Source organism: Thalassovita sp., assembly GCF_963691685.1.
GTDB lineage: Bacteria > Pseudomonadota > Alphaproteobacteria > Rhodobacterales > Rhodobacteraceae > Thalassobius.
Genome location: NZ_OY829290.1, coordinates 2,186,962 through 2,207,526, shown reverse-complemented (window position 1 = coordinate 2,207,526; position 20,565 = coordinate 2,186,962). Strand labels below are relative to the sequence as shown.

General features: G+C 60.1%; 23 protein-coding genes. 15 read left to right on the top strand and 8 right to left on the bottom strand.

The genetic code is table 11. The features are described from left to right. Positions 1–34 precede the first annotated feature (34 nt). Both prmC and prfA read right to left on the bottom strand, forming a co-directional pair. A complete protein-coding gene (gene prmC / locus ACORLH_RS10785; RefSeq protein WP_321832674.1) occupies positions 35–868 on the bottom strand; it encodes a peptide chain release factor N(5)-glutamine methyltransferase in 834 nt (277 codons plus the stop codon). Further along, entirely contained in the window at positions 865–1,914 is a 1,050-nt protein-coding gene (prfA, locus tag ACORLH_RS10780; protein ID WP_058241975.1) for a peptide chain release factor 1, read from the bottom strand. The genes prmC and prfA overlap by 4 nt, the downstream gene beginning before the upstream one ends. Before the next feature lie 63 nt (positions 1,915–1,977). Here prfA and ACORLH_RS10775 point away from each other — a divergent pair, with 63 nt between their 5' ends. Then, a complete protein-coding gene (locus ACORLH_RS10775) occupies positions 1,978–2,280 on the top strand; it encodes a hypothetical protein (protein ID WP_321832673.1) in 303 nt (100 codons plus the stop codon). Here ACORLH_RS10775 and ACORLH_RS10770 read toward each other — a convergent pair. From ACORLH_RS10770 to ACORLH_RS10760, 3 genes are all read right to left on the bottom strand, one after another. Then, positions 2,224–2,604: a DUF1499 domain-containing protein gene (locus ACORLH_RS10770; RefSeq protein ID WP_321832672.1), complete on the bottom strand. Its 381-nt coding sequence runs from the start codon at positions 2,602–2,604 to the stop codon at positions 2,224–2,226. The two genes, ACORLH_RS10775 and ACORLH_RS10770, sit on opposite strands and share 57 nt — an antisense overlap. A 70-nt stretch (positions 2,605–2,674) precedes the next feature. After that, on the bottom strand, positions 2,675–3,643 hold the full coding sequence (gene speB, locus ACORLH_RS10765) for an agmatinase (protein ID WP_321832671.1): 969 nt from the start codon (positions 3,641–3,643) through the stop codon (positions 2,675–2,677). A 110-nt stretch (positions 3,644–3,753) separates the two neighbouring features. Further along, positions 3,754–4,923, bottom strand: a complete 1,170-nt coding sequence (locus ACORLH_RS10760) for a M20 aminoacylase family protein (RefSeq protein WP_321832670.1) — start codon at positions 4,921–4,923, stop codon at positions 3,754–3,756. Between the two features lie 162 nt (positions 4,924–5,085). Here ACORLH_RS10760 and mazG point away from each other — a divergent pair, with 162 nt between their 5' ends. The 6 genes from mazG to ACORLH_RS10730 all read left to right on the top strand — a co-directional run bounded on the left by mazG (position 5,086) and on the right by ACORLH_RS10730 (position 11,057). Beyond that, positions 5,086–5,925 (top strand): nucleoside triphosphate pyrophosphohydrolase, encoded by an 840-nt coding sequence (mazG, locus tag ACORLH_RS10755; protein ID WP_321832669.1) that lies wholly within the window; start codon positions 5,086–5,088, stop codon positions 5,923–5,925. A gap of 92 nt (positions 5,926–6,017) precedes the next feature. Further along, positions 6,018–7,022, top strand: coding sequence for a Fe(3+) ABC transporter substrate-binding protein (locus ACORLH_RS10750; RefSeq protein WP_321832810.1), 1,005 nt, complete (start codon positions 6,018–6,020; stop codon positions 7,020–7,022). Positions 7,023–7,169: 147 nt separating this feature from the next. Next, entirely contained in the window at positions 7,170–8,102 is a 933-nt protein-coding gene (locus tag ACORLH_RS10745) for a LicD family protein (RefSeq protein WP_321832668.1), read from the top strand. A 106-nt stretch (positions 8,103–8,208) separates the two neighbouring features. Further along, a complete protein-coding gene (locus tag ACORLH_RS10740) occupies positions 8,209–9,150 on the top strand; it encodes a nucleoside hydrolase (RefSeq protein ID WP_321832667.1) in 942 nt (313 codons plus the stop codon). Continuing rightward, a complete protein-coding gene (locus ACORLH_RS10735; RefSeq protein WP_321832666.1) occupies positions 9,147–9,593 on the top strand; it encodes a GNAT family N-acetyltransferase in 447 nt (148 codons plus the stop codon). The genes ACORLH_RS10740 and ACORLH_RS10735 overlap by 4 nt, the downstream gene beginning before the upstream one ends. A gap of 45 nt (positions 9,594–9,638) precedes the next feature. Continuing rightward, entirely contained in the window at positions 9,639–11,057 is a 1,419-nt protein-coding gene (locus ACORLH_RS10730) for a protein adenylyltransferase SelO (RefSeq protein ID WP_321832809.1), read from the top strand. Positions 11,058–11,077: 20 nt separating this feature from the next. On the opposite strand, the gene ACORLH_RS10725 is transcribed toward ACORLH_RS10730, so the two are convergent. After that, positions 11,078–11,683, bottom strand: a complete 606-nt coding sequence (locus ACORLH_RS10725) for a hypothetical protein (RefSeq protein ID WP_321832665.1) — start codon at positions 11,681–11,683, stop codon at positions 11,078–11,080. A gap of 81 nt (positions 11,684–11,764) precedes the next feature. On the opposite strand from ACORLH_RS10725, the gene ACORLH_RS10720 reads away from it, so the two are divergent. From ACORLH_RS10720 to ACORLH_RS10695, 6 genes are all read left to right on the top strand, one after another. Continuing rightward, on the top strand, positions 11,765–12,463 hold the full coding sequence (locus ACORLH_RS10720) for an endonuclease/exonuclease/phosphatase family protein (RefSeq protein ID WP_321832664.1): 699 nt from the start codon (positions 11,765–11,767) through the stop codon (positions 12,461–12,463). Between the two features lie 169 nt (positions 12,464–12,632). Then, the gene (locus tag ACORLH_RS10715; RefSeq protein ID WP_321832663.1) at positions 12,633–13,052 is read left to right on the top strand and encodes a Fur family transcriptional regulator; all 420 of its coding nucleotides are present in this window, start codon (positions 12,633–12,635) and stop codon (positions 13,050–13,052) included. A gap of 76 nt (positions 13,053–13,128) precedes the next feature. Further along, a complete protein-coding gene (locus tag ACORLH_RS10710) occupies positions 13,129–14,016 on the top strand; it encodes a DMT family transporter (protein ID WP_321832662.1) in 888 nt (295 codons plus the stop codon). A gap of 201 nt (positions 14,017–14,217) precedes the next feature. Next, the gene (gene eno, locus ACORLH_RS10705) at positions 14,218–15,492 is read left to right on the top strand and encodes a phosphopyruvate hydratase (RefSeq protein ID WP_321832661.1); all 1,275 of its coding nucleotides are present in this window, start codon (positions 14,218–14,220) and stop codon (positions 15,490–15,492) included. Positions 15,493–15,706: 214 nt separating this feature from the next. Beyond that, a complete protein-coding gene (locus tag ACORLH_RS10700) occupies positions 15,707–16,345 on the top strand; it encodes a DUF2306 domain-containing protein (RefSeq protein WP_321832660.1) in 639 nt (212 codons plus the stop codon). Positions 16,346–16,371: 26 nt separating this feature from the next. Beyond that, positions 16,372–16,818 carry an MEKHLA domain-containing protein gene (locus tag ACORLH_RS10695; RefSeq protein ID WP_321832659.1) on the top strand — a complete coding sequence of 149 codons (447 nt, stop codon included), beginning with the start codon at positions 16,372–16,374 and terminating at the stop codon, positions 16,816–16,818. 17 nt (positions 16,819–16,835) lie between these two features. Here the strand turns inward: ACORLH_RS10695 and ACORLH_RS10690 are convergent, their stop codons facing one another. After that, positions 16,836–17,909 carry an FAD-dependent oxidoreductase gene (locus tag ACORLH_RS10690; RefSeq protein WP_321832658.1) on the bottom strand — a complete coding sequence of 358 codons (1,074 nt, stop codon included), beginning with the start codon at positions 17,907–17,909 and terminating at the stop codon, positions 16,836–16,838. A gap of 45 nt (positions 17,910–17,954) precedes the next feature. Between ACORLH_RS10690 and ACORLH_RS10685 the strand changes: the two genes are divergently transcribed. Both ACORLH_RS10685 and ACORLH_RS10680 read left to right on the top strand, forming a co-directional pair. After that, the gene (locus ACORLH_RS10685; protein ID WP_321832657.1) at positions 17,955–18,383 is read left to right on the top strand and encodes a cupin domain-containing protein; all 429 of its coding nucleotides are present in this window, start codon (positions 17,955–17,957) and stop codon (positions 18,381–18,383) included. A gap of 80 nt (positions 18,384–18,463) precedes the next feature. Further along, the gene (locus ACORLH_RS10680; protein ID WP_321832656.1) at positions 18,464–18,901 is read left to right on the top strand and encodes a cupin domain-containing protein; all 438 of its coding nucleotides are present in this window, start codon (positions 18,464–18,466) and stop codon (positions 18,899–18,901) included. A gap of 22 nt (positions 18,902–18,923) precedes the next feature. Here ACORLH_RS10680 and pgi read toward each other — a convergent pair whose 3' ends face one another. Continuing rightward, on the bottom strand, positions 18,924–20,522 hold the full coding sequence (pgi, locus tag ACORLH_RS10675; RefSeq protein WP_321832655.1) for a glucose-6-phosphate isomerase: 1,599 nt from the start codon (positions 20,520–20,522) through the stop codon (positions 18,924–18,926). Positions 20,523–20,565: the final 43 nt, after the last annotated feature.

Sequence of the window (20,565 nt, the reverse complement as noted above, 5' to 3'; positions counted from 1 at the left end):
GCAACAAGCGCGCTTGGGCTGCCAATTGCCCCAATTACCCCGCAAAGACGGCCGAAACCACGCGGTCACGCCCGTCCATGTCTGGAAGGACGCGAACCTCTGCCAGCCCCGCATCGGCAAAAATCGCTGCCACATCCGGCCCCTGCCGCCAGCCGATTTCCACCAGGATACGCCCCCCGGGTTTCAAATGGGTTAACGTCCCCTGCGCCAGCACGCGGTAAGGTGACAGCCCGTCACCGCCGGGCGTCAGCGCCAAATGGGGGTCATGATTGTGCACTTCGGGGCTCAACTCCGCCATTTCCGCCTCAGAAATATAGGGCGGGTTTGAGGTGATCAGATCAAACACCCCCTCCACGCGGTCAAACCAGTCTGACTGCAGAAATGTGATCCGATCCGTGAGGTCCAGCGCCGCTGCGTTCTGTGCCGCGACAGCCAGCGCGGTGTTGCTGATGTCACAGGCAACCGCCGACGCCTCAGGCCATTCAGCCAGCAATGTCAGGGGGATACAGCCTGTCCCTGCGCCAAGATCTAGGATCCGGTCAGGTGTCGGTCCCGCCAATGCCTCGGCAATCAGGCTTTCTGTTTCAGGCCGGGGATCCAGCACGTCTTCGGTCACCACAAACGACCGGCCCCAGAACAGCCTTGTGCCAATGATCTTGGAGACAGGTCGGCGGCGCAAGCGTTCTGCGAGGGCCGCCGCAAAGCGCGCCTGATCGTCTGCGCTGACCTCATCCGGGCCCATCAACACCAACCGGTCGCGCGGCACTGAAAGGATATGCGCCAGAAGCGCGCGCGCATCACCGCCATCAATTCCGGCTGTGCGCAGATCCGCACCCGCCTGCAACAGCAGCGCCTGCACCGTGATCATGCGTCCATCTCAGCCAGCAGCGCGGCCTGATGATCCGCCGTTAGCGCATCGATCACCTCATCCAGATCGCCCTGCATCACCTGATCCAGCTTATAAAGCGTCAGGTTGATCCGGTGATCGGTCATCCGGCCCTGCGGGAAGTTATAGGTGCGGATCCGTTCGGAGCGATCGCCCGAGCCGACCTGCGATTTCCGATCCGCCGAACGTTCGCTGTCAATTCGCTGCCGCTCCATATCATAGAGCCTTGTCTTCAGAACCTGCATCGCGATTTCGCGGTTGCGGTGCTGCGATTTTTCCGAGCTGGTGACCACGATGCCGCTCGGCAGGTGGGTGATCCGCACTGCTGAATCCGTGGTGTTCACGTGCTGCCCACCCGCGCCTGAGGAGCGCATGGTGTCAATCCGGATGTCATTGGCATCAATGTGGATGTCGACATCTTCGGCCTCGGGCAGCACGGCCACAGTGGCGGCAGAGGTATGGATGCGCCCGCCACTTTCGGTTTCCGGCACACGCTGCACCCGGTGCACGCCGCTTTCGTATTTCAGCCGGGCAAAGACGCCCTCACCCTTCACATGGGCGGTCACCTCTTTGATGCCGCCCAGCTCGGTCTCATTCAACTCAATCACCTTGAAGGTCCAGCCACGCGCCTCGGCGTAGCGCTGATACATCCGCAGCAGATCGCCGGCAAACAATGCCGCCTCATCGCCGCCCGTACCGGGGCGGATTTCGATCATCGCGGGCCGCGCATCCGCTGCATCCTTGGGCAACAGCGCCAGTTGCAGCGCGGCCTCGGCCTCTGGCAAGGCAGCTTTCAGCGCGGGCAGTTCCTCCTCGGCCAGATCCTTCATTTCGGGATCTTCCAGCATCAACTCGGCCTCTTCGAGGTCTGAAAGCAGCTGTTTGTAGGCGGTGATTTGTTCAACCACCGGGCGCAGTTCCGCATATTCGCGCCCAAGCGCGGCGATGTCGCCACCCCCTTCGGCCATCTGCGCCTCGATATAGCCAAAACGGCTGGTGATCTGCTCTAGTCGGTCCAGTGAAATCATGGGTGTCGGTGTTTCTTATTCTGCTGATTTGGTCAAGAGCGCAGCCTGTGCTACCCTGACCGCATGAGATGTTTATTGCCTAAACTAGCAGTGGCGGCTCTGAGCCTGGTGCCGCTGCCCATCCTCGCCGATGTCAGCAGCGGCGGCAAAACGATTGAGTGTTACTGCACGGATCGCAGCGGCGCGCGGATCGAACTGGGGGAAACCATCTGCATGCAGGTGGATGGCCGCATGTTTATGGCGCAATGCCAGATGTCGCTGAATGTGCCGATGTGGCGCGAGCTGAGCGCGGGCTGCTTTACCTCAGAGCTACCGCAAAGCCGCAAGCCATTGCGCAACACGGCGGCTGTTGACGCCAAAATCTGACCGACCAAACCGCAGGCGGGCGTAGATCGCGCTGCCCGTCTCGCGGGCCTCAACCGTTGTGTAATCCGGAAAGCCCCAGAGCGCGGTGCGGGTTACATAGGTCATCCTGCCCTCATCCACGGATCCGGCCAGCAGTTTGGTGCGCGGCCAGTCCTGCGCCACTGCATCCAGATCCGCCAGACTTGCCTCGGTCAGGCGCAGCACACCATTGGGCCAATCGCGATCGGCTTGCCCTTCGACCGGGCGGTGCCAACGGGTTGGGTCACTGGGGGCAAAGCGGATGTAGCCCATTGCAACCAGCAGGATCAGTATCAGCCACTTCATCAAACGCCCCTCAGTTCTGTGTTTAAAATGGGCGCCGCGAAACATGAGCCGCGGCGCCTTGATCATGGGTTTAACCCTTGCGCCGCGTCCAGCCCCAAAGGCTGATCAGTTCCAGCGCCACATGGGCACCTGCAACGGCCGTGGCCCCGGTGGTGTCAAAGGGGGGTGAGACCTCAACCACATCGCCGCCCACCAGATTGATGCCCGCCAGATCGCGCAGCAGGATCGCCGCCTGACCCGAGCTGAGGCCACCCCAGACCGGCGTGCCGGTGCCGGGGGCAAAGGCCGGGTCAAGACCGTCAATGTCAAAGGTCAGGTAGCTAGGATGATCGCCAACGATCTCTTTCACCTGCGCCGCGGCGGCAGCTGCGCCTTTTTCATGGACCGCCCGCGCATCAATCACGTTGAACCCAAGCGAGTCCTCAACCGTTGTACGGATACCGATCTGGACCGAGCGTTTGGGATCAATAATGCCCAGCTTCACCGCCTTATACATAAAGGTGCCGTGATCGATCCGATCATAGTCATCATCCGGCCAGAGGTCGGAATGGGCATCAACCTGAATGACGCTCAACGGCCCGTATTTTTCAGCATAGGCCTTCAGGATCGGTAGCGTGATGAAGTGGTCACCGCCCAGGGTGATGGTGCCAACACCGGCCTTCAGGATGGTGCGGATATGCTCCTCCAGCACGCCGGGAAATTCAGCGATTTTGGCGTAGTCATAGGCCACATCGCCATAATCCACGATGCTCAGCTCACTCAGTGCATCATAGCCATCCCAACCATAGGCGGGATCCGGTGACTGCAAGGCGCTGGCTTCACGAATGGCACGCGGGCCAAAGCGGGTGCCGGGACGGTTGGTCACCGCATGGTCAAAGGGCACCCCGGTGACGGCCAGATCCACACCGGTCAGATCCTTGGTGTATTTGCGGCGCAGGAAGGACGGCGCGCCACCAAAGGTGTTTTCATAGGTCAAGCCACGCAGATCTTCGCGGGTAAACGCCTCATCTACTTGGTGTTTTGCATCTTCCAGCGCCATTGTGGCTGCCTCCCTCTATGAGATGGATCCAAATTTGATCAAATTCTATCAAGACCCCCGCCAAGGTCAATGCGGGATCAGCACACGCGTCGTGCTGCCCCCGATACAGATCAAACCGGCTGCGCCGTTTCCACCAATCTGACAAAGAAGGACGCGCCGATCGGGCTGATCTCATCGTTGAAGTTATATTTGGTGTTATGCACCGCAGCGCCTTCACCTGCGCCAAGGAACAGGTAAGCGCCCGGCCGCGCCTCCAGCATGTAGGAGAAATCCTCCGCCCCCATTTCGCGGCTGATGTCATCCTGCACGTTTTCACCACCCACAACCTCACGCGCGACATCGGCGGCAAAGGCGGTTTTGGCGGCATCGTTGATGGTGGCGGGATACCAGACCTCATAGTCCAGCTTGGCCTCAACCCCGTAGGCCGGGCCCATGCCGTCACAGATTTCCTGCATCCGCTGCATGACAAGTTTCTGCACATCCTTGTCAAAGGTGCGCACGGTGCCGTTGATATAGGCGGTTTCCGGGATGACGTTTTCCGCCGACCCGGTGTGGATCTGCGTGACCGAGATCACCAGATCGTTTAGCGCATAGTGGTTGCGGCTGGAAATCGTCTGAATGGCCTGCACGATGCCCACGGCCGCCACAACCGGATCCTTGCTGACATGTGGCTGCGCGCCATGACCGCCAACACCGGTGATATTGATGTGGAAGGTGTCCACCGCCGCCATGATCGGCCCCGGTGTGGTCTGCATCATACCGAAGGGCACGCCGGGCGCGTTGTGGATACCGTAGACCTGATCGATGCCAAACCGGTCCATCACACCCTCTTCGACCATGACACCGCCGCCGCCGCCATCTTCTTCGGCGGGCTGGAAGATCAGCGCAACAGTGCCTGAGAAGTTTTTGGTTTCATTCAGGTATTTCGCGGCACCCAGCAGCATCGTGGTATGACCGTCATGGCCGCAGGCGTGCATCTTGCCCTCCACCTTGGAGGCATAGGGCAGCCCGGTTTCCTCTGGCATCGGCAGCGCGTCCATGTCTGCACGCAGCCCGATCACGGGACCATTTTCGCTATCGCCCTGCCCGCGGATCAGCGCCACAACCCCGGTTTTGGCGATGCCTGTGTGAATCTCGGTGATGCCAAACTCGCGCAGTTTCCCCTCAACGAAAGCGGCGGTTTCAAAACAGTCAAAGCCCAGTTCAGGGTTTTCATGAAGATGGCGACGCCAGGCGGTCATATCCTCGGCGAAACCGGCGATGCGGTTGATGACGGGCATGTCAGTTGCTCCCAGATGTAGTCTCTTGGCGTTGGTCTAGCGCGGATTGACGGCGTTGCAAATGGGGGCACTCGTTCTTCTGCCACACGCACCCTTCTGCGGCTTCCCTCTCCGGCGCGCTTTGCCTAATCTGCCGGCAACACCCTCTGAAGGAGAGCGCAGATGACAAGCCCCCGCAACGACGCCCTGATCCATGATCCAAACGGTGGGATGGACCGTCTCTTGGAAATCATGCGGGCCCTGCGCGATCCTGAAACCGGCTGCCCCTGGGATATTGAGCAGAACTTTGCCACCATTGCGCCCTACACGATTGAGGAAGCCTATGAGGTCGCCGATGCGATCGAACGGCAGGAATGGGGTGAGTTGAAGGGAGAGCTGGGCGACCTGCTGTTCCAATCCGTCTTTCATGCCCAGATGGCCGAAGAGGCTGGCCTGTTCACCTTTGATGAGGTGGCCGACACCATGTCTGACAAAATGGTGGCCCGCCATCCGCATGTTTTTGGCGACGAAAACCGCGACAAATCGGCAGAACAGCAGACCAAGGATTGGGAAACCATCAAAGCGGCGGAACGCGCAGGCAAAGCCCAGCAAGGCACATTGGATGGTGTCGCGGTGGGCCTGCCCGCGTTGCTGCGCGCGGTGAAGCTGCAAAAACGCGCCGCACGGGTTGGGTTTGACTGGCCCGATGCCAGAAACGTTCTGGACAAGATCGTTGAGGAAGCCGGCGAACTGGTTGAGGCCCGCGACACGCTGACCCAGGCTGAGGTCGAAGAAGAATTTGGCGATCTGCTGTTCGTCATGGCCAATCTGGCCCGCCATTTTGAGGTGGAGCCTGAGGCCGCCCTGCGCGCCGCAAACACCAAATTTATTCGCCGTTTCGAAGGGGTCGAGGCGCGGCTGGCCGCAGACGGAAAACGCCCCCAGGACAGCACATTGGAAGAGATGGATGCCCTCTGGGATGCGGTGAAACTGGAGGAGAAAGCAGCCAAGACCAGTACCTGATTTTTTAATTCAGGTATTGACCGGGCGCAGGCAGGATTATTTAACGCAATCATCCCAATAGATCCCAATGAGGTTCGACCATGTTCAAACAAATGAAATTTGCTGCGCTCTCCGCTCTGGGCCTGGCTGTTGCCGCTCCGGCCGTCGCCGAAGAGGTTGTGAACGTTTATTCCTATCGCCAGCCTGAGCTGATCAAGCCGCTGACCGATGCGTTCACCGCCGAAACAGGCATCAAGGTCAATGTGGCCTACCTGAAAAAGGGCATGGTTGAACGCCTGCAGGCTGAAGGCGACCGTTCGCCCGCCGATCTGGTCTTCACCGTTGATATCTCGCGTCTCAGCGCAGTGGTTAACGCCGGTGTGACCCAGGCCGTCGACTCCGACGTGCTGGAGGCCAACGTGCCCGCCACCTACCGCGACCCCGAAGGCCACTGGTGGGGCCTGACCACACGCGCCCGGATCTTCTACGTCTCAAAGGACCGCGTGGCCGAGGGTGACATCACCACCTACGAAGATCTGGCCGACCCCAAGTGGAAAGGCCGCTACTGCACCCGTTCGGGCACCCATGCCTATAACGTCGCGCTGACCACCGCCGTCATCCACCACCTTGGTGAAGAAGGTGCCAAAACCTGGCTGGAAGGCGTCAAAGCCAACCTGGCGCGCAAACCGCAAGGCAACGACCGCGCGCAGGTCAAGGCGATCTGGTCCGGCGAATGCGACATCTCGGTCGGCAACACCTACTACATGGGCAAAATGCTGAAAGACCCTGAGCAGAAAGCCTGGGCCGAAAGCGTGAACATCGTTTTCCCGACCTTTGAAAACGCTGGCACCCACGTGAACATCTCGGGCGTCGCCATGACCAAAGCCGCCCCGAACCGTGAAAACGCGCTGAAGATGATGGAATTCCTGACGTCACCCGTTGCACAGGAAATTTACGCCGAAGCCAACTTCGAATACCCTATTGCACCGGGCACCGAAGCCGACGGTCTGGTCAAAAGCTGGGGCAGCTTCACGGCGGATGAGGTCAACCTGATGGATCTGGCTAAACTGCGCGGCACCGCCCTGAAATTGATCGAAACCGTCGATTTCGACAACTGATCGCAACCTCGATCAAAGCGTGATTTCAGCGGGCCCTTCGGGGCCCGTTTTGCTTGGCAGGTCACGGCTTGGGTGCTTGCACCCGGCAGGGGGATCGCCTTAGATAGGTTCCTGATTGAGCAGTTATATTTCCCAACAGGTGAAGTTATGGATCGCCCTTCCAAAGCCCTAGCGCAGGCCCGCCGTCGCGCCGAAGATATTCGCAAGCTGGCCCTCGCACATCTGTTGACACCTCAGGCAGGCTACCGCCCCCGCGCGATGGTGATCGAACTGGGCGAACTGGCCGAGGAGCATCCGGAACTGGACAAGGAGCCTGCATTTTTGCAGGCACGCATCCTGTCGACCATGGCCCGCGGCGGCCGCGCCCGTCAGGCCCAGAAACCCCTGTTTCGCCTCTTTCGCGCCGGGATCGAGGCCGGGCAGCCAGAAACCTATCAGCAATTTGAACAGGTTTTGAAATACGCCTGCCCTGGTCCCGACCAGCTGGACGGTTTGTTTTTCCACCGTTCCTTTCAGGACATGGATCATGATGAGATTTGGTCCGCAGTCGGCGACGGCATTGTAAAACTTCAGGCGCTTGGGTTTCAGGCCTTCCTCAATTCCGGAACCCTCCTTGGGGTGGTGCGGGATGGCAAGTTGATCCCACATGACGACGATGTGGATCTGGCTCTGGTGTTCGAGGCGAATAGCCAGGAAGAGGCCGCAGAGACCTGGCACAAGATCACGGTCCAGCTGGCCGATCAGGGCCTGCTCAGCCCGAATCCACCGCGCAATCCGGCGATGCGCAAGCTGACCACCGAAGGTCCCTGCAACATCGATTTGTTCCCAGCCTGGATCCAAGCCGGTCAGCTTTACGTCTACCCCTATTGTTGTGGCGATCTTGCAGCCGATCACGTGTTGCCGACAGAGGTTTGCCCGATCACTGGCCTGCCCATTCCGCGCAACGCACCCGATGTTCTGGTCCAGAACTACGGCGACGGCTGGGCGGTTCCCGACCCCAGTTATGCCTTCCCCTGGGCGCAGGCCAACCGCCGCTTCAAAGCCTTCCGCGACCGGCTGGAGCAGGTGACCGAACGCTAATTGAGAGGCGCGGAGTTTCGCCGAATTTCCCCCGCTGCCGCAACTCTCCTGTCTGGACATCCGGGCGCAATAAGGTCACTCTCCGCGCTCCATCAAGGAGGCGGATATGGACAAGCGCAAAATCATCATCGACACGGATCCCGGACAGGACGACGCCGTTGCCATTCTTCTGGCGCTGGGCAGCCCGGAGGAGATCGAGGTGCTTGGCATCACCGCTGTGGCCGGCAACGTGCCGCTGTCGCTGACCGAAAGCAACGCGCGCCGGGTCTGCGAACTGGCCGGCCGCCCAGATGTGAAGGTTTTTGCCGGCTGTGATCGCCCGATGGGCCGCCCGCTGGTCACCGCCGAACATGTGCATGGCGAAACTGGCCTGAACGGCCCGGTGCTGCCCGATCCCACCATGCCGCTGCAGGAGCAGCACGGTGTTGATTTCATCATCGACACGCTGCGCGCTGAGGCCTCTGGCACGGTTACACTCTGCCCGCTGGGGCCGCTGACCAATATCGCCACCGCCTTTGAAAAAGCGCCCGATGTTGTTGAAAAGGTGCAGGAAATCGTTCTGATGGGTGGCGCCTACTTTGAGGTGGGCAACATCACCCCAGCCGCCGAGTTCAACATCTACGTCGACCCACAAGCCGCTGATATCGTGTTCAAATCAGGCGTTCCGATTGTGGTCATGCCGCTGGATGTCACCCATAAGGCGCTGGTCACCCCGGCGCGCAATGATGCCTTCCGCAATATCGGCAACCGTGTGGGGATCGCCGTGGCCGAAATGACCGATTTCTTTGAACGGTTTGACAAGGAAAAATACGGCTCCGACGGGGCGCCGCTGCATGATCCTTGCGTCACCGCCTATCTGATTAGGCCTGAGCTGTTCAAAGGCCGCCACATCAATGTGGAAATTGAAACCCAGTCCGAGCTGACCATGGGCATGACCGTGGCCGATTGGTGGGGCGTGACCGACCGGCCTGCCAATGCGACCTTCATGGGCGATGTAGACTCTGACGGGTTCTTCGCACTGATCGCTGAGCGGATTGCCCGGCTGTGACCGCGCTGCGCCTCGCCCGGCCGGAAGATCTGGAAAAGCTGTTGCCTCTGGTGGCGGCGTTTCACGATCATATGGGCATCACCGTCAGTCAGGATCATCGCATCGCGGCCCTGATGCCGCTGCTGGAGGGCAGCCCGCTGGGCGTCGCCTATCTGATCGGCCCGCGTATGGCGCCGATCGGTTATGTGGTGATCAGCTTTGGCTGGTCGATTGAGTTCGGCGGTCTTGATGGCACGGTGGATGAGATTTTCTTGCGCGAATCCGTGCGTGGTCGAGGCATTGGCCATGAGGTGCTGAGCGAACTGCCCAAAGCGCTGGCAAGCGCGGGCCTGAAGGCGCTGCACCTCGAAGTGCGTGCGGACGATGAGGCGGCGCAGCGGTTTTACAAACGGCTGCATTTCACCCCGCGGGACGGCTATGTGCTGATGACCCGTGAAAGCTGATCGAATTGGATTGCCTTTGCTGTGTGGGGCGTTAGCTTGCCCCACATGACCCTGCATATCCCCTTTGACAACAGCTACGGCACCCTGCCGGATCGCTTTTTCACCCGCCAATCCGCAACCCCGGTCAGCGCGCCCACTCTCTTGGCGTTTAACCATGATCTGGCCGCTCAGCTAGAGATAACAACCGGGACTGACGCGGAACTGGCGCAGGTGTTTTCCGGCAATCAGGTGCCAGATGGCGCGGATCCGCTGGCACAGGTCTATGCCGGGCATCAATTTGGCGGGTTTTCCCCGCAGCTGGGCGATGGCCGTGCCCTTTTGCTGGGCGAAGTGCTGGACGCAAACGGAGAGCGCCGTGATATCCAGCTGAAAGGCTCCGGTCGCACCCCCTATTCCCGCAATGGCGACGGCCGGGCCTGGCTGGGGCCGGTGCTGCGGGAATACCTGCTGAGTGAGGCGTTTCATGCCCTTGGCATCCCGACCACCCGTGCCTTGGCGGCTGTGGCCACCGGGGATCGCATTCAGCGCGAAACCGGCCTGCCGGGCGCGATCCTGACCCGTGTGGCCGGCAGCCACATCCGGGTGGGCACCTTTCAGTATTTCTATGCGCGCGGCGACTACGACGGTTTACGCGCCCTTTATGACTACACTGTCGCGCGCCATTATCCGGCGGCGGACAGCCCCTTGGCGCTGCTCAAGGCGGTGATCGAACGGCAGGTGGATCTGGTGGTGAAATGGATGTCCATCGGTTTCATCCATGGGGTGATGAACACCGATAACACCGCGCTATCGGGTGAAACGATTGATTTCGGACCAGCCGCATTTATGGATACATATCATCCGGTTACCGTCTATAGCTCCATCGATCATCAGGGGCGATATTCTTACGACAATCAGGCCAACATCATCGGCTGGAACATGGCGCAGTTTGCCTCCTCTCTGGTGCCATTGGTCGAAAACACCGACAGCGCCGTGAAGGAGTTCACAGAGGCGGTGAACGCGATGCCGGCGATGATCCGTGACGCCTGGCGCCGGACCTTTGCCGCCAAGATCGGCATTTCCAACCCGCGCGACGGGGATGAAGCCTTGGTCAGCGAACTGCTGGTCTTGATGGCAAACCAGAGAGCGGATTTCACCAATACATTCAGATCCCTATCTGGAGAAGCTGCACGGGATCAGTTTACCGACCCTACAACCTTTGACGCGTGGGAAGCCACTTGGCGGGCCCGCATTGCGGAGGAAGACGCGCCGGAAGCGCTGATGCAATCGGTGAACCCCGCCATCATCCCACGCAATCACCGGGTGGAGCAGATGATCCAAGCCGCGGTTGCCGGCGATATGGCGCCGTTTGAGCGGTTGATGCAGGTCTTGGCGCGTCCCTATGAGGATCAGCCGGAGGCGATGGAGCTGACCTATCCACCGCAGCCGGATGAGGTGGTTCAGGCGACCTTCTGCGGCACCTGAACCAGTTTAACTTGCCCTGCTTAACGATTGTTTTTACGGCTGAAAAAGCGTGGATTCTTTGCAATGAACTCGGCGATCACAGCGGGCAAACCGCGGCGCGGACCGTCATGCGTCAGGTACTTCAGGTAGAGCCACCCGGCACTGGCGCCAATAAAGGCGCCGATCGCATCCACGATCAGATCCCCCATCGTGTCCATCAAACCGGATTTTTGCATATTGAGGCCAAACATCTGGTCCATGGCAAATTCAAAGATTTCCCAGAACGCCCCGATGGTCATCGCAAAACAAAAGGCAAAGAACGCCATCGCGATCGGAGGTGCGGCAAAAGCATCGCCTTGGAACATCATGAAAACCAACACAAATCCGATGAGGCCAAAGCCAACGGCGCTACCGCCATGCATGACGATATCCCACCACCAGAAGGTTTCGTAGAAATCAAAGGTCTCCCCCAGAAACAGCGTGCCGCCGACAAAGAGCACAATCGCTAAAATGAAACTGGGTGGCACCACCACCTCGGCCCAACGCGCCACGTAAAGCGGGGCCATAGACAACAGTAGCGTCATCAGTGCAACAAAAGCGGCCGGCCAGTTGCCGACAAACAGCTCGGCCACAGCGAAAATCAGCAAGATCAGCCAAATGATCCGCGCAAGCAGTGTTTGTTCTCGAAACAGGGTTCACACTCCTCAAATCAATCATATCTTAAAGGTATGATGGTACAGCGTTTTCGTCTTGCAAGCTACAACTTACAAAAATGCGTCGGGCTGGACCTGCGCCGACGCCCGGGGCGCAGCCTGCAGGTGATTGACGCCATCAGCGCCGATCTGGTTGTGCTGCAGGAGGCGGACAAACGCTTGCCGCCGCGACCAGCCGCCCTGCCGCATGATCTGGTCGAAGATCACGGCTGGCACATCCTGCCCTTTGGTCAGGTCGATGGCTCCCTTGGCTGGCATGGCAACGCAATGCTGGCCCGCCCGGGTATCGAATTGCTGAGCACCGCCCATATCGAACTGCCGGGGCTGGAGCCACGCGGCGCCATTCGCGCAGATCTGCAAACGCCCCTTGGCCCGCTGCGGGTTGTCGGCACCCATCTGGGATTGCTGCGGCGCAACCGGCATCGCCAACTGGCCTCGATCATGCGCCATCTGGATCGGCTGAGTGACCTGCCCACGGTGATTGCCGGCGATTTCAACGAATGGGGATCAATGCGGCCGCTGCAGGCCATCACCCACGGCATGACCATCCTGAAATCCGCCCCCAGCTATCCGGCGCCGCGTCCGGTTGCCGGACTGGACCGCTTTGCCCTCAGCAAAGATCTGCGTTTTGAAAAACCCAAGGTGCATCAGGCCAGACCGGCGCGCGTGGCCTCAGATCACCTGCCCGTCTGGGTCGATCTGCTTGCGGCGTGACATTTGGCGCCATGGCCGGCAAATCCGCTTGCCCCCAAGAGGTGACGCAGGTATCAGCGCCGCCCGCTGCCCCCTGTTGAAGCTACCTGTGGCCAACAGCCACGCAGCGGGCTAAACAAGAACGGCACGACATCAGACCTGCTGGGTGTGATCAGATTTGGGGACAGGAATGAGCGAAACGATCATCTCACGCTGCGAAGCCATGGGCCTGCGGATGACCGAGCAACGCCGCACCATCGCGGCGGTTCTGGAAGAATCGGCGGATCACCCCGATGTGGAGGAGCTTTATGCCCGCGCCTCTTCCCGCGATCCCCGCATTTCCATCGCAACCGTCTACCGGACGGTGAAGCTGTTCGAAGAAGCGGGCATTCTGGACAAACACGAATTTGGCGATGGCCGCGCCCGTTATGAGGACGCCGAGCGGGAACATCACGATCATCTAATCGACATGAACTCGGGCGAGGTGATTGAGTTCTGCGATCCCGAGATTGAGCAATTGCAGGAAAAAATCGCCGAAAAGCTTGGCTACCGACTGAAGGGGCACAAGCTGGAACTCTACGGCGTGCCGATCAGCAAACCGCAAAGCTGACCCAACGTCCTGTCGCCTCTTGTCCCTGTGACTGCAAAGCCCTAACAGGGCTGAGGGAGCAGGAGGAGCGCACATAATGAACAATCTGCAGAGCATCGCGCTGATGGTCTTTTCCATGGTGTGTTTCGCCATTGAGGACCTGTTCATCAAACAGCTGACCGGCGTCATGCCCGCAGGTCAGGTTCTGACCCTGCTGGGCGGCGGTGGTGCGTTTTTCTTTGCCCTGATGGCGCGCCGTGAAGGCGTCAGCCTGCTGCCGCCGTTGAAGGGCAATGGCGTGCTTTATCTGCGCACCAGCTGCGAAGGGGTCGCGGCGGTCTTTATCGTGTCTGCACTGGCTTTGGTGCCGCTGTCGACCTTTGCTACGGTGTTTCAGGCAAGCCCACTGGCGATCACCCTAGGGGCGGCGCTGTTTCTGGGCGAAACGGTGGGCTGGCGCCGTTGGGCCGCGATCTGTGTCGGCTTCCTTGGCATTTTGCTGATCATCCGTCCCGGCACCACCAGCTTTGATCCTGCCACCCTGCTGGTTCTGGGGGCCGTGGTGACCATTTCGGCCCGCGATGTAATCTCGCGCCGCCTGCCCGCCGCCACCCGATCCTCCGTCGTGGCGTTTCAGGGCTTCGGCTCCCTACTGATCACCGGGCCCCTGCTGATGCTGTTCATGGGCAATGCGCCGGTCGGCCTCAGTGGCAATGACTGGGGCATCACAGCGGTAACGATTTTCTTCGGCATGGTTGGCTATTACGCCATCGTGATGGCAACCCGGATCGGTGATGCCTCCGCGCTGGCGCCGTTCCGCTACACCCGCATGGTTTTCTCCATGGGGTTGGGCATGCTGATCCTGGGCGAACGCCCCGATCTGATGACCTATCTTGGCGCCGCTTTGATCATCGGATCCGGGTTTTACACCTACCTGCGCGAACGCCATCTGGCGCGACAGATTCGGAAAAATGTTAGCGCATGACATTTTTGCAAAAATCCGGGCGAAAATGTCTCAAATATTGGTCTGATTTTGATCAAACCATTGCGGTATTTCCCCTGATTTTCCGCCAATTGCGGGTTTTTCACCACGGGTGAGCGCAAACATGCATCTGCCCCCTTTTCCCCTGTGCCGCAGCGTTCTAAAAGCCGCGTGAACGGTCTTTTTTACAAAGGAAACTGGCCCATGAGCATTATCATCGACATTCACGCCCGCGAGATCCTCGACAGCCGCGGCAACCCCACTGTTGAAGTGGACGTGATCCTGGAAGACGGCACCATGGGCCGTGCGGCCGTGCCCTCGGGCGCCTCGACCGGTGCGCATGAAGCGGTGGAAAAACGCGACGGTGACAAAGACCGCTACCTGGGCAAAGGCGTGCTGGAAGCCGTCGCCGCGGTGAACGGTGAAATTGCCGAAGAACTGGTGGGCATGGATGTCACAGAACAGGTGGCCATCGACCAGGCGATGATCGATCTGGACGGCACCCCGAACAAGGGTCGCCTGGGTGCCAACGCCATCCTCGGCGTCTCGCTGGCCTGTGCCAAAGCCGCCGCCGATTTCACCTCGCAGCCGCTGTTCCGCTATGTTGGTGGCACCTCGGCCCGTGTCCTGCCGGTGCCGATGATGAACATCATCAACGGTGGGGAGCATGCCGATAACCCGATCGACATTCAGGAATTCATGATCATGCCTGTTTCTGCGGCCAACATCCGCGAAGCGATCCGCATGGGCGCCGAAGTGTTCCACACTCTGAAAAAGGAATTGTCCTCGGCAGGCTACAACACCGGCATCGGTGACGAAGGCGGCTTTGCCCCGGCGCTGGAAAGCACCCGCGTGGCACTGGACTTCGTGATGAAGTCGATCGAAAAAGCCGGCTACAAACCCGGTGAAGACATCTACCTGGCGCTGGATTGCGCCTCGTCTGAATACTACAAAGACGGCAAATACGAACTGGCTGGCGAAGGCAAATCGCTGTCGTCTGAAGAAAACGCCCAGTACCTGGCCGACCTCTGCGCCGATTACCCGATCATCTCGATCGAAGACGGCATGGACGAAGACGACTGGGAAGGCTGGAAACTGCTGACTGACAAGATCGGTGACAAGGTGCAGCTAGTCGGCGACGACCTGTTTGTGACCAACCCGGTGCGTCTGGCCGATGGCATTGCGCAGGGCGTGGCCAACTCGATGCTGGTGAAAGTGAACCAGATCGGCTCGCTCACCGAGACGCTGAAGGCCGTCGATATGGCCCACCGCGCGCGCTACACCAATGTGATGTCGCACCGCTCGGGCGAAACCGAGGACGCCACCATCGCGGACCTGGCGGTTGCCACCAACTGCGGCCAGATCAAAACCGGCTCGCTGTCACGCTCGGATCGTCTGGCAAAATACAACCAGCTGATCCGCATCGAAGAAGTGCTGGGCGAAACCGCCGAATACGCGGGTCGTTCGGTCCTGAAGTAAATTCAGGACACCAAGAAGCGATTGAAAAGGGTGGGCCACGTGCCCGCCCTTTTTGTTATGCGGGGGTGAGTGCGCGAATGAGGCCGGGACGCCTCCGGCGGGAGTATTTGGGGAACATTGAAAGGCGGTTTGGTCGCAGGGTGCATTGGCGATCTGTGCTGGAAATTGCCCCCGGGCTGTGCTGATCTGGCACCGAGCGAAGGCGGCACATAAAATGCACCCCTGGATTTTAACACTTACTCTGTGGCTGTTCAGTTGGCCGGTTCTGCGCGACAGCGTTGACCGGATGCATTTTGTATTGCAGAGCCACAGCGCGCTGCCTTTGGTGGATCAGCGCTATGCCGACCATCCCGTTGCGGTCTTAGTGCATCTGGTGCCTGGGGTCGTGTTCTTCGTGATCGGGCCATTGCAATTCAACAGCACCTGGCGACGGAACCGGCATCTGCACCGTTGGGTCGGATACACCTATTGCTGGACGGCGATAACCTCATCGCTGGGAGTGATGTATATGGTCTTTGCCTTCCCGGCCTTGGGCGGCACCCTGACCATCGCTGTGACTTGGGCCATCTGCCTTGCCATGTGTGTGGCCATCCTCGCAGCGATCCAAGCGGCGCGGGTACGACATTTCATGTGGCATCAAAGTTTGATGCGGCTTTCCTTTGCGCTGGGACTGACCGTTGCAACGGCACGGCACTACATATCCGCCGGGCGGCAGTTGTTTGATGTGCCTTTCGTTGACAGCTTCACTGTTGCCTCCGCTTTAGGTCTGATGACCAACCTTGCGGTGTTGATCTGGCTCGAACGGCACAGGGCCCTGCGGCTTTGGCTGGACCTGCGGCGATCCCGCGCCTAAACCACAGGGAAAACACCTGAGGCCCCATGCAGATCCCATCCCCCGAAAACCAATTCCAGGCAGACCATGCCGCTTTGATGATGGCGAGCTATGAGCGCCTGCTTGGGCGTCCCTTGGCGGAAAGCGCAGAAGCGCTGTATCACAGTGACGCAGTAGTGCTGAGCCATGACGGGGCGGCAGATCCGGTGCTGACCTATGGCAATGTGACCGCGCAAACCCTGTGGGAGATGGGCTGGGATCAGCTGACCACCCTACCCTCACGTCTGACGGCGGAGCCCGCGCATCGCGCGCAGCGGGACGCGATGTTTGCTGAAATGCGCGCCAAAGGGTTTATCGAGAATTACCACGGCATACGCATCAGCGCCTCGGGCACCCGGTTTGAGATCCGCAATGCGGTGATCTGGCCGCTGCTGGATGCCGCTGGTGTCAAACGCGGTGAGGCCGCCAGCTTCACCGAATGGCAAGTGCTGTAACCCAACGCGTCCGGCGGTTATTGAAACCGATCCGGGCGATAGGGTTTCAGCAATGGCGCGCGGGGATCATCGTTCAGCTCCTCCGCGACAATCTCCGCCACAATCGCCGCCAGCGTTGCGCCGGAGTGCATCACCGACAGGTAGAGGCCCCGCGGGCCGATGGCACCAATCGCTGGCAAGCCGTCACCGGGCACCGGTCGTGGCGCGACCATGGCTTGTTCCCATTCTGGTTGCAGCGCGGGGAACAGCGTCTGCAACCGCGCTTCGGCATCTGCAAGCAGGGGCATCAGGTCCGGGATCGCCTCCGCCGTGTCGCCTTGATGGCCGGGCGAGGTTGGGAACAGCAACCGGCCGCTGGGATCCTGCCGCAATTCCAGCTGCGGCGTGACGAGGATTTGATCCATGATGCGGGGCAGCGGTCGGCTGCGCATCAACACACCGGGACGGGTCAGCATCGGTAGTTTGATACCAAGCGGGTCCAGCAGCGCCGCCGCGCCAGTGCCTGCACAGATCAACACCTGATCGGCGGCTACGGGGCCGCAGGTGGTCTCGACCCCGGCAATCCGGCCAGACCGTTCGATCAAACCTGTGGCGCGCAGCCCGGCAATGACCCGGGCGCCTTTGGCCTGCGCGGCCTTCAAGAGCTGCGCCACAACCTCCCCCGTTTCAGCGGCACCTTCGGCCGGGAACAACAATGCCTCCTCCGGTACGGTCGCCAGATCCGGCAGGCGTTTCTTGACCTCAGCGGCCGCCATCAACTCCACCGGATAGCCCAGAGCGCCAAGATCGCGGTGCAGCCTGTGCAGCCCCTCACCCTGTTCTTCCCACCAGAGCGCCCCGGGCCAGCGCAGCGACAGTTCCGGCACATCGGCCTTCAATCGGCGCCAGGCCTCCATGCCTGCAAGACGCAGACGGAAATGATCTTCATCAGCAAAGAAGGACGCATTGAGCCAGCCAAAGCTGCGCCCAGATGCTGCCTGGCCCGGCAGGCCGGCATCCAGAACCGTCACCTCAGCGCCGCGCCGGGTCAGCTGAAACGCCAGTGCAGCCCCAATCAATCCTGCCCCGACAATTGCGATCTTCTGCGCCATCTACTACTCCTGATCTCAGTTACTTCCGAACGCTACAGGTTAGACATGGACGCGCAAGCCATTATCGATCATTTGCAACTGGATCCCCATCCCGAGGGCGGCCATTACCGGCAAACCTGGGTGGCTGAGGCGGGCGAAGATGAACGCGCCGCCGGCACCAGCATCTATTTTCTGTTGAAGGAAGGTGAACAGAGCCTGTGGCACCGGGTGATCGACGCAGCTGAAATCTGGCATTACTACGCCGGGGCGCCGCTGATCCTTTCGATGGCGGCCAGCGAAGAAGGCCCGGCGGTGGATCACCTGCTGGGCACCGATCTGGCCGCGGGTCAGGAACCACAACTGATTGTGCCGGTGAACCATTGGCAGGCGGCGCGCAGTACCGGCGCCTACACATTGGTTGGCTGCACCGTGTCGCCCGGATTTTTGTTTGAGAAATTTGTGCTGGCGGAGCCGGGGTTTAGCATTCCCGGTTGAGGCGATTGGGTGAACCTGCCCCAACGTCACCCTGATACCGTATTTACCGCAATCCATCAAACGCCCTAGAATAATAGGGTATGGATGCAAAAGACCTCATCGACATGCTTGGCCTCTCCCCCCATTCGGAGGGAGGGTTCTATTCCAGAACCTGGACAATCCCCGAACAGACCGGCGCGCTAGCGACCACGATTTACGTGCTGTTTCAACAGGGCGATATCACCACCTGGCACCGCAAAAGCTCCGACACGCTGTGGCATCACTACTATGGTGCGCCGCTTCTGGTGTCTTCATCGCCGACGCACTATGGGCCGCGGCAGGATCGGGTGTTGGGAACGGATTTTTCCGCTGGCGAACGGCCGCAAATTCCGGTTGGGCCAGATTATTGGCAGCGCACCGAGTGTTTGGGGGCGTTCACACTGGCCGGTGTGACCGTTGCGCCGGGTTTCCGGTGGGAGGATTTCACCCTTGCCCCGCCGGATTTCGACATTCCCAAGCTCAAGACGCAGCCCACCTAGGCTGCGCCACAGATCCAACGGGTCAGCTTTGCAGGTGTTGGACCAGCATACGGGTTGAGGAATCCTTGCCGTCCGGCACCTCTTCACCCGACAGCACCGGCCCCAGGGCCAGCGCCAGCTCTTTGCCCAGCTCCACACCCCATTGGTCATAAGAGTTAATGCCCAGCATCACCCCTTCGACAAAGACGCGATGTTCATAGAGCGCCACGATCTGGCCCAGAACAAAAGGCGTCAGCTTGTCATAAATCAGCGTGATGGACGGGCGGTTGCCCGGGAACACGCGGTGACGGGCCTGACGATCCAGCTCATCCCCGGTGAGGCCCTTGGCGGCCATGATTTCTGTCGCCTCGGCCAATGAACGGCCTTTCATCAAGGCCTCAGACTGGGCAAGACAATTGGCGACCAGCAGGTGATGGTGATGGCTCAGATCAGCCTCAAACCCCTGTTTGCCAACCATAAATTCGCAAGGCACAATGGCAGTGCCCTGATGGATCAGCTGATAAAACGCATGTTGTCCGTTGGTGCCCGGTTCCCCCCAGACCACGGGGCCGCTGACCGATTGCAGATCCGCCCCATCCATGGAAACACGCTTGCCGTTGCTCTCCATCTCCAGCTGCTGCAGATAGGCGGGCAGCCGTTCCAGCCGCTGTTCATAGGGCAGCACCGCGCGGGTGGCATAGCCCAGCCCCTGATGATGCCATATGCCAACCAGCGCCAGCAGCACCGGTAGGTTCTGACGCAGATCCGCTTTGCGGAAATGATCGTCCATCGCACGCGCGCCGGCCAGGAAGTCTGCAAAATTTTCAGGGCCAATGGCGATCATCAGGCTCAGCCCAATCGGCCCCCACATGGAGTAGCGGCCACCGACCCAATCCTCAAACCCAAAGACGCGGGAGGCATCGATGCCAAAATCGGCGGTCTTTTCGGCTGAGGTGGACAGGGCCGCAAACTGGGCGCCGGGGTCCGCGACCAGTGCTTCCATCCAGGCCTTGGCTGAGGCCGCATTGGTCATGGTCTCAATCGTAGTGAAGGTTTTAGAGGCCACGATCACCAACGTGGTTTCCGGATTCAGCCCTTTCAGCACATCGGCCAGATGCGCCCCATCGATGTTGGAGATGAAGTGACACCGTGGCCCATTGCAATACGGCGCCAGCGCCTTCACCGCCATCACCGGACCCAGATCCGAGCCACCGATCCCGATATTTACCACATCGGTGATCTTGCCGCCCTGCCCGATATAGCTGCCGTCGCGCACCGCATTGGCAAACTCTGCCATTCGGTCACGGGTGGCCCGCACACCGGGGATGACATTTTCGCCGTCGACCTCAACCACAGTACCAAAGGCCGCGCGCAGGGCGGTGTGCAGCACGGCACGCCCTTCGGTTTCATTGATCTTGGCGCCGGAAAACATCGCATCGCGCTTTTCGGCCAACCCGGCGCGCTCAGCCTCGGCCAGCAGGAACTCAAGCGCGTCACGATCAAGATTGGTTTTGGAATAGTCAAACAACAGGCCGTCGGCATGGGTCGAAAACGCCATGGCGCGCCCGGCATCTTTGAAGAGATCCAGAATATGACGACCCTGCGTGCGCTTGGCGTGGCTGGCAAGTGTCTGAAAATCCATTGTGTCGCGTCCTATCTTGGCGTTTTGATCGGCAGGTTGTTCA

Coding starts and splice junctions, on each gene's coding strand:
- ACORLH_RS10700 (WP_321832660.1), top strand. CDS start 15,707: ATGCACCCCTGGATTTTAACACTTACTCTGTGGCTGTTCAGTTGGCCG.
- ACORLH_RS10745 (WP_321832668.1), top strand. CDS start 7,170: ATGGATCGCCCTTCCAAAGCCCTAGCGCAGGCCCGCCGTCGCGCCGAA.
- ACORLH_RS10750 (WP_321832810.1), top strand. CDS start 6,018: ATGAAATTTGCTGCGCTCTCCGCTCTGGGCCTGGCTGTTGCCGCTCCG.
- ACORLH_RS10770 (WP_321832672.1), bottom strand. CDS start 2,604: ATGAAGTGGCTGATACTGATCCTGCTGGTTGCAATGGGCTACATCCGC.
- pgi (WP_321832655.1), bottom strand. CDS start 20,522: ATGGATTTTCAGACACTTGCCAGCCACGCCAAGCGCACGCAGGGTCGT.
- ACORLH_RS10685 (WP_321832657.1), top strand. CDS start 17,955: ATGGACGCGCAAGCCATTATCGATCATTTGCAACTGGATCCCCATCCC.
- ACORLH_RS10695 (WP_321832659.1), top strand. CDS start 16,372: ATGCAGATCCCATCCCCCGAAAACCAATTCCAGGCAGACCATGCCGCT.
- prmC (WP_321832674.1), bottom strand. CDS start 868: ATGATCACGGTGCAGGCGCTGCTGTTGCAGGCGGGTGCGGATCTGCGC.
- ACORLH_RS10680 (WP_321832656.1), top strand. CDS start 18,464: ATGGATGCAAAAGACCTCATCGACATGCTTGGCCTCTCCCCCCATTCG.
- ACORLH_RS10730 (WP_321832809.1), top strand. CDS start 9,639: ATGACCCTGCATATCCCCTTTGACAACAGCTACGGCACCCTGCCGGAT.
- speB (WP_321832671.1), bottom strand. CDS start 3,643: ATGGCGCTGGAAGATGCAAAACACCAAGTAGATGAGGCGTTTACCCGC.
- prfA (WP_058241975.1), bottom strand. CDS start 1,914: ATGATTTCACTGGACCGACTAGAGCAGATCACCAGCCGTTTTGGCTAT.
- ACORLH_RS10760 (WP_321832670.1), bottom strand. CDS start 4,923: ATGCCCGTCATCAACCGCATCGCCGGTTTCGCCGAGGATATGACCGCC.
- ACORLH_RS10690 (WP_321832658.1), bottom strand. CDS start 17,909: ATGGCGCAGAAGATCGCAATTGTCGGGGCAGGATTGATTGGGGCTGCA.
- eno (WP_321832661.1), top strand. CDS start 14,218: ATGAGCATTATCATCGACATTCACGCCCGCGAGATCCTCGACAGCCGC.
- ACORLH_RS10710 (WP_321832662.1), top strand. CDS start 13,129: ATGAACAATCTGCAGAGCATCGCGCTGATGGTCTTTTCCATGGTGTGT.
- ACORLH_RS10720 (WP_321832664.1), top strand. CDS start 11,765: ATGATGGTACAGCGTTTTCGTCTTGCAAGCTACAACTTACAAAAATGC.
- ACORLH_RS10715 (WP_321832663.1), top strand. CDS start 12,633: ATGAGCGAAACGATCATCTCACGCTGCGAAGCCATGGGCCTGCGGATG.
- ACORLH_RS10775 (WP_321832673.1), top strand. CDS start 1,978: ATGAGATGTTTATTGCCTAAACTAGCAGTGGCGGCTCTGAGCCTGGTG.
- mazG (WP_321832669.1), top strand. CDS start 5,086: ATGACAAGCCCCCGCAACGACGCCCTGATCCATGATCCAAACGGTGGG.
- ACORLH_RS10740 (WP_321832667.1), top strand. CDS start 8,209: ATGGACAAGCGCAAAATCATCATCGACACGGATCCCGGACAGGACGAC.